We start from the raw sequence: 5736 nt of genomic DNA, 5'->3' as shown, positions 1-5736 counted from the left end.
GAAACGCGCAACCAGTTGCTTGTTGATCCACGGGGCGCGCGCCGTTATCCAGGCTGCCCGACGCACAGACGACCAGCAAGGATGGCTGCCGCGTCTGCTACAACGTCGCAATCCCAATGTGGCGGCCGTTGCAATGGCCAACAAGAACGCGCGGATCGTGTGGGCTTTGCTGACGAACGACAGGGCATATCGGCACGACTATGAATCCGCCGTGCCAAAGACATAACCCGAAACTGCAATCATCTCGTAGCAAACAGAATGACACTTCCACCGATTGCCTGGGCAATCATGACGTGATGGCAAGATAGGTCAGACCGTGACGAGCCAAACCCCACAATGTCAAAGAGCGCCATGGCTGCAATCGTGACCTTCGAAACATCACAACATGAAAGACTTGGCAAACCGGGGGCGTCCATGCATGACATTGCCCTTCCGGGCCATGTGGGCCGCAAACGCTCCGAACCCCCAGAGCACAGGCTTCATGACACATTGGCGGGAATTGCGTCGCTCACCTGCGTCGGTCATCAAACAATGACGTAGGATTGCTGATAAATCGCGCGTGTTTAGACCGCCGCACGGAACCGGCGACCGTGATAGAGCGATTTCGTCTTTGTCGCCAAATGTCGGCCATCGGAAAAACGCCGGACAGCCACAAGCATGAAGGCGATCCTGGTAAATCGGGATGCTTGCATCGTGGCCGTGCCCGCAGACGAGTGCCGCTGTGCGATCACCAAAAATTATTGATTTTCCTCGTTACCGACATCACTTTTGGGTGCGCCAGCCGGCTGCCGCGAGCATTCAAGTTCCGCTGCAATGCGCTCGCGACTATCGCCCCAAAGTAGTTCACGCACATCGTCGGGCCATGCTTCGACGTCGCACCCGTGATGGTGCAGCAGCGCAAGCGTGAGCCTCTCCATTCCGAATGCGATGCAGCCCGAGTGCGCGACGGCGCCATTCGCGCAACGGAGTTTCCATATCCAACCGAAGTGGTCCATGTGATAGTTGAACGACAGACAGGCGGTCTTGCGCTGCGGGTCCGTTACCTGGATCAGCAGTTCGAATTTCAACTGCTGCGCGCGCTGACTGTCTGCGACGATCTTGCCGCCGCGGCCGAAGAATGGGTCGTTCGCGACGTCGAGTTCGGCGGGCAGGCGCAACATCCGTGTAAGTGCGCGGCCGCGTTCGATCCACGTCGTGCGAAAAGCCAGCACATCTTCTGGCGAGCCGATCCGCACGTACTCGCGCATTCTGAACATTTGCATGCGCGTCGGGTCCTGAGAGGGTTCGTGACGGAAGCAGTACGACAGCACGTCGATTGTGAGCCCATTTTCCGGTAGCGGGCCGCGCCGTGCGATGACCGGATAGACCGGATAGCACGCAGCGGGCGTGAGCACAGCGCGCGTTGGCTTTTGCTGGGCGAGCCAGGCGTCGCTTCGCTCGTCCCCGGGATCGGCTAGCACGTCGTCGAGCGCCCGCAACAGGCGCCGATGGTCCCGCTCGTCGCCGCAGAACGCGTGAATCGTGCCGGCGAGGTGCGGAAAGTTGTTCAGGTATTCGCTGTCCTCGAAGTCCTTGCGTGGCACCGCCGGCGGGAAGCGCAGTACTTCCGGATGCTGGTCCGCAGCCATGCACGATATCAGCCAGGTCAGGCGTTCGACGATGCCTTCATAGATATGGTTGTGCCCATACAGGCCGTTTTCGCCGGTGTCGACGAGCAAGCCGGCTGCAATCAACCGGTCGCGCAACGGCCGGTGCGCATCGGACACGGCGGCGTCGCCGCGTGCATAGTCAGGGACGGAAGATGCGACAGGTACGCTCATGTCATGCCTCTATTAATAGTGACGGGCGCTGCGCAAGCAGCAGGCTGGCCGTGTTCTGGCCAATCCGGTCGTTGTTGATCATTAGGGGTGCGGAGTAAAGGTCGCGCAGATGCCGGCCGATGCTGTAGCGGCCGCCATTCCGGTAGCCGCTGATCCCGCAGATCATCATCGCCTCGTGCACGACCTTCAGTGCGGCCGACGAGATGCTGGTTTTCAGGGTGTTCATATCAGCCATGAAGCCGAGTTGAACGGTCAGCGGCAATTCGGTTGCGCACGCGCCGTACTCGGCCGCATGCACTGCCTGCGCTGCGGCAAGCGCCGCGCTCACGCGTGCTTTCATCATCTGCAACTGTTCAGTCGCGCGAACAAGCCGCCCGCCGGCCAGCGACATGCCATCCGGCAACGCACGCGACTGAGCGCGGCAGTACGCGTTCGCGCGCCGCAGGGCATCGGCCGCGATGCCGGTCCATACGGCGGCCCACAACGTATGCGAGACCGGCTGCATCGTGCGGTTCGCGATGTCGCTGAACGGCGGGATCAGAATTTGCGCAGCATCCCCGTTCGCAGCGAGACGAAATCCCGAGCTACAGGTACCTCGCATACCAAGCGCGTCCCAGTTACCTTGCGGTTCGAGTGCGAGCTGGGCGCGCGACGCGACAATCAGCACCTGATCGGAGGGCGGCGCGTCGTCCGCACGGCGCGCGGTGATGAGAATGGCGTCGGCGTAAGCGCCATACGAGATCGTGGGCGCGTCCTTCTCGATGCGGAACCGCTGGCCGTCACGCTGTACCGCGCACGTGCTGGCGCGCAGACTTCCGCCGGTTGTTGCCTCGGAGGTCGCCGACGCGAGCAGCAATTGCTCGCGGGCCATCCGCTCGACGAAAGCGAGCTGCCACGGCCAGTCGCCGCAATGCGAGATCACGCACGCCGCTTGGCTCAGATGCATGGCGTAGATCATCGCAGTGGACGCGCAACCGTGCGCGAGGACTTCGCAGACCGACGCGACTTCAGTCAACGTCAGACCGGCGCCGCCGAAACTGGCCGGAACCAATGCGGACAGGAGACGCTCGTTTCGCAGTGCGTCGATAGCCTCGGCCGGGAAGCGTGCATCGCGATCGACTGCGTGCGCATGCTCGGCGGCGACCCGGGCGATCCGCAGTGCCGCTTCGTGGGCAAGCTGTGCGTTCATGACGTCACCTTTTGCTTCTGCAGTCGTGAGATCGCGTCGGCCATCGAGTTTATACTCGAGAACGATTTTCGGTTGAGCATCTCGTCGGGAATTGCGACGTCAAAGTTTTCCTCGATCGCCAGCATCAGATGGACGGTCGCAATCGATTCGAGTCCGGCGGCGTACAAGTCGGCTTCATCGCTGAGCGTGTCAGGCGATACGTGCAAGTGAACAGATTCGGAAAGGATGCGACGCAGTATTTTTTTCATTTGGATACCTTATTATATGGCGGCGAACGTAGTGAAAGGCTGTATGTCTCGCATCCCGTAATCGGCAAGTGAAGGGGCAACTGAAGGGGCAACTGAGGCGGCAGGCGAAGCCGCGAAACGTATAGAACGGGTTACGGGTCGGCGGTCGGCGCGGGCGCCATCGTCGCGTGCGGCGAGTAGGGCGCGTCTGAGGAGGTACCGGGCGGCCTGCAGAACCGTTCGAGCAACCACTGCTGCGCATCGCTCATGGCGGCCTCGCGTGCGGCGCGCGTAAACAGCGAGTGATCGTGTATAGGCAACATTGCGACGCGTACGTGCGGGAACCCGCGCAGGCCACTTAGATTCGCGCCGAAATGCAGCTTCAACTCGTCGATACCGTGATCGAACTCACCGTATAGCAGCCGCACTTCGGCACCTTTTTCATGCAGAAGTTCGAGGAATCGGCGAGCATTGTTCGGGGAGAACGACCAACCGATGGTCGCGTCCATCATGTCGGCGACGCGACGCTCGAAACGGCGTGTCGCCCGCGCCAACAGTCCACGTGCCTTGCCAGCGAGCGATGCCTTGTCGCTCCATATGCGCTTCCATTTGTCCGTGCTAAGCGCGGCGTGCCGCAGCGTCCGGTTCGACGCGATAGCGCTGTTGCTTCGCACGCGCTCCTCGCCTTGCCACACGAACTGCTGAAGATTAACGCCGAATGCGCCGACGATTTGCGGGTGTGCCGCGCACGCATGCAGGCCAACGAAAGCACCGCTACAGATACCGAACGTAACGACTGCCGGGTGGCCCTGTGCGACCAGCCAGCTCGCCCCGGCGATCACATCGGCGCATGCCTCTTGCGAATGGAGCGACTCGAGTGTGATAGTGCGTTCTTCGGGGGCGCTGTCGCCGAGACCGGCCAGATCCATTCGCAGCGACGCGATGCCTAGTGCGGCGAGACGGCGAGCGAATAGCACGAAGCAGCGGCCGTCGCCGATGTTGTGGTTCGCGGCCGTGTTTGGGATCAGCACCGCGGGAGCATTCTCGAGCGCGTCGCGCGGGCGGCAGTACACGGCGAAACATGCGCCGACAGAAACCGGCTGCTCCACGAAATTTGCACCGGCCAGTGTGGGAGCGACCAGTATGGCGCGTGACGCGGGCTGATTCAGTATGCGCAGAGAAGCGGGCGAAGCTTCGATATTGCCGTTTCCGTCGACGTCGCCCGCGAGCCATGCCGATACGGTCGCGAACGCTCGAGCCGGAAGCTTGCTGAAGCGCGCCTCGACGAGGAAGTGATCAAGTTCATCGAACGGCGCACGCTTGACGGCCGCGCCATGCGCTTCATAACGCGCGCTCAATGCGTTACCGCTGTTGCGGTCGCTCGCCTCGAGCAGGAGCACGCGTCGTGCGGGCGCTGTCGTGTCGTTGCGCAGGTCGATCGCCGCGAGCCTGTCGATGTCGTCGCCATGAAGCCCGAAGCCTAACGCGCCAACCGTGCGCATGCTGTCTGGCGCCGTGAACATGCTGATATCGGTGCGCGCGCTGAGCCAGCGTTGATGGTGCGCATGCAGTTCGCGCAGATATTTTTTTCCGGACAGCACCGGGGCGAGCAGCACGAGACCATCGATGCCGGACAACCGCTCGGCGGCAAGCGCGGCGAGCATCGCGCCGAGCCGGAACCCGCATAGCGACACGCGCTGTACACCGGACACCGCGCGCAGGTATCCGAGCGCATCGGCAATGCTGCCGATCCATGCGTCGACGCGGCCCGGGTCCTCCTCGACATCGAGCGAGTTGCCGGTTCCCGGATAATCGAAGCGCAGCGTGGGCATCTGCTGTGCGGCCAGTCGTTCGGCCAGTTGTAACCATGCACGGTGCGTGCATAGTTCGTCGTAGCCGAACGCATTGCACAGCACGACACCGTGCTGTCCTGGTGCGGGATGCAGCCACCCGGCACAGTCACCGAAGACGACAGCTTGCATAAGAGACCAGTTCAAAAAATTCCCGTGAGGGGGCTGTTTAATTTCGGAGCGCGATATTAGTCTCAGCTGTCCGGAAGAGACCGAGGGGATGCACGCGCCGATCACGACGAATCGCGGACATTGATAGAACCGACACTGCGGAAAGCCTACGCGTCGACACAACGAACGTCGCGCCCGACTTCGTGTGCCGGACGCGTAGCGCTCAATGGCGTCCTGTTTGTGTTACGCACCAGGACGGGACCATTCACCTACCGCACTGGGTGTGGATCAGGCGCGACCACATTCGAAGCAGCACGTCCTCGTAGACGCCAAACAGAGTACTTGTCAGTGTCACGCTGGCTTGAATCGTCATTTTAGAAACCCGCACACGTCGACAGGAGCGACTGACGAATGCCAGCCGGCGTATGACCCACAGGCCGTTCAACGTGAAGTTAGATATGAGTGGGTAGATAGGCTATCTATTTTATGGTGAAACAATTATCGTGAAGAAAATAAAAAATAAGTGTTCAGGCGAAATT

4 protein-coding genes and 1 pseudogene are annotated in these 5736 nt (G+C 61.3%); 1 reads left to right on the top strand and 4 read right to left on the bottom strand.

The genetic code is table 11. The features are described 5' to 3' along the window. Positions 1-226 (top strand): annotated as a pseudogene (locus BN2475_RS35175) (IS110 family transposase); the annotation flags it as partial. Between the two features lie 511 nt (positions 227-737). Here BN2475_RS35175 and BN2475_RS32350 read toward each other — a convergent pair. The 4 genes from BN2475_RS32350 to BN2475_RS32335 all read right to left on the bottom strand — a co-directional run bounded on the left by BN2475_RS32350 (position 738) and on the right by BN2475_RS32335 (position 5218). Next, positions 738-1820, bottom strand: a complete 1083-nt coding sequence (locus tag BN2475_RS32350; RefSeq protein ID WP_245841740.1) for an amino acid--[acyl-carrier-protein] ligase — start codon at positions 1818-1820, stop codon at positions 738-740. Position 1821: 1 nt separating this feature from the next. Beyond that, complete coding sequence (locus BN2475_RS32345; protein ID WP_094783420.1) at positions 1822-3009, bottom strand: acyl-CoA dehydrogenase family protein; 1188 nt, start codon at positions 3007-3009, stop codon at positions 1822-1824. Further along, positions 3006-3257: an acyl carrier protein gene (locus tag BN2475_RS32340; protein WP_094783419.1), complete on the bottom strand. Its 252-nt coding sequence runs from the start codon at positions 3255-3257 to the stop codon at positions 3006-3008. The genes BN2475_RS32345 and BN2475_RS32340 overlap by 4 nt, the downstream gene beginning before the upstream one ends. A gap of 131 nt (positions 3258-3388) precedes the next feature. Continuing rightward, positions 3389-5218 (bottom strand): serine aminopeptidase domain-containing protein, encoded by a 1830-nt coding sequence (locus BN2475_RS32335; RefSeq protein WP_094783418.1) that lies wholly within the window; start codon positions 5216-5218, stop codon positions 3389-3391. Positions 5219-5736: the final 518 nt, after the last annotated feature.

This window comes from Paraburkholderia ribeironis (assembly GCF_900019265.1).
GTDB lineage: Bacteria > Pseudomonadota > Gammaproteobacteria > Burkholderiales > Burkholderiaceae > Paraburkholderia > Paraburkholderia ribeironis.
This window is presented reverse-complemented; position numbering and strand designations above follow the sequence as displayed.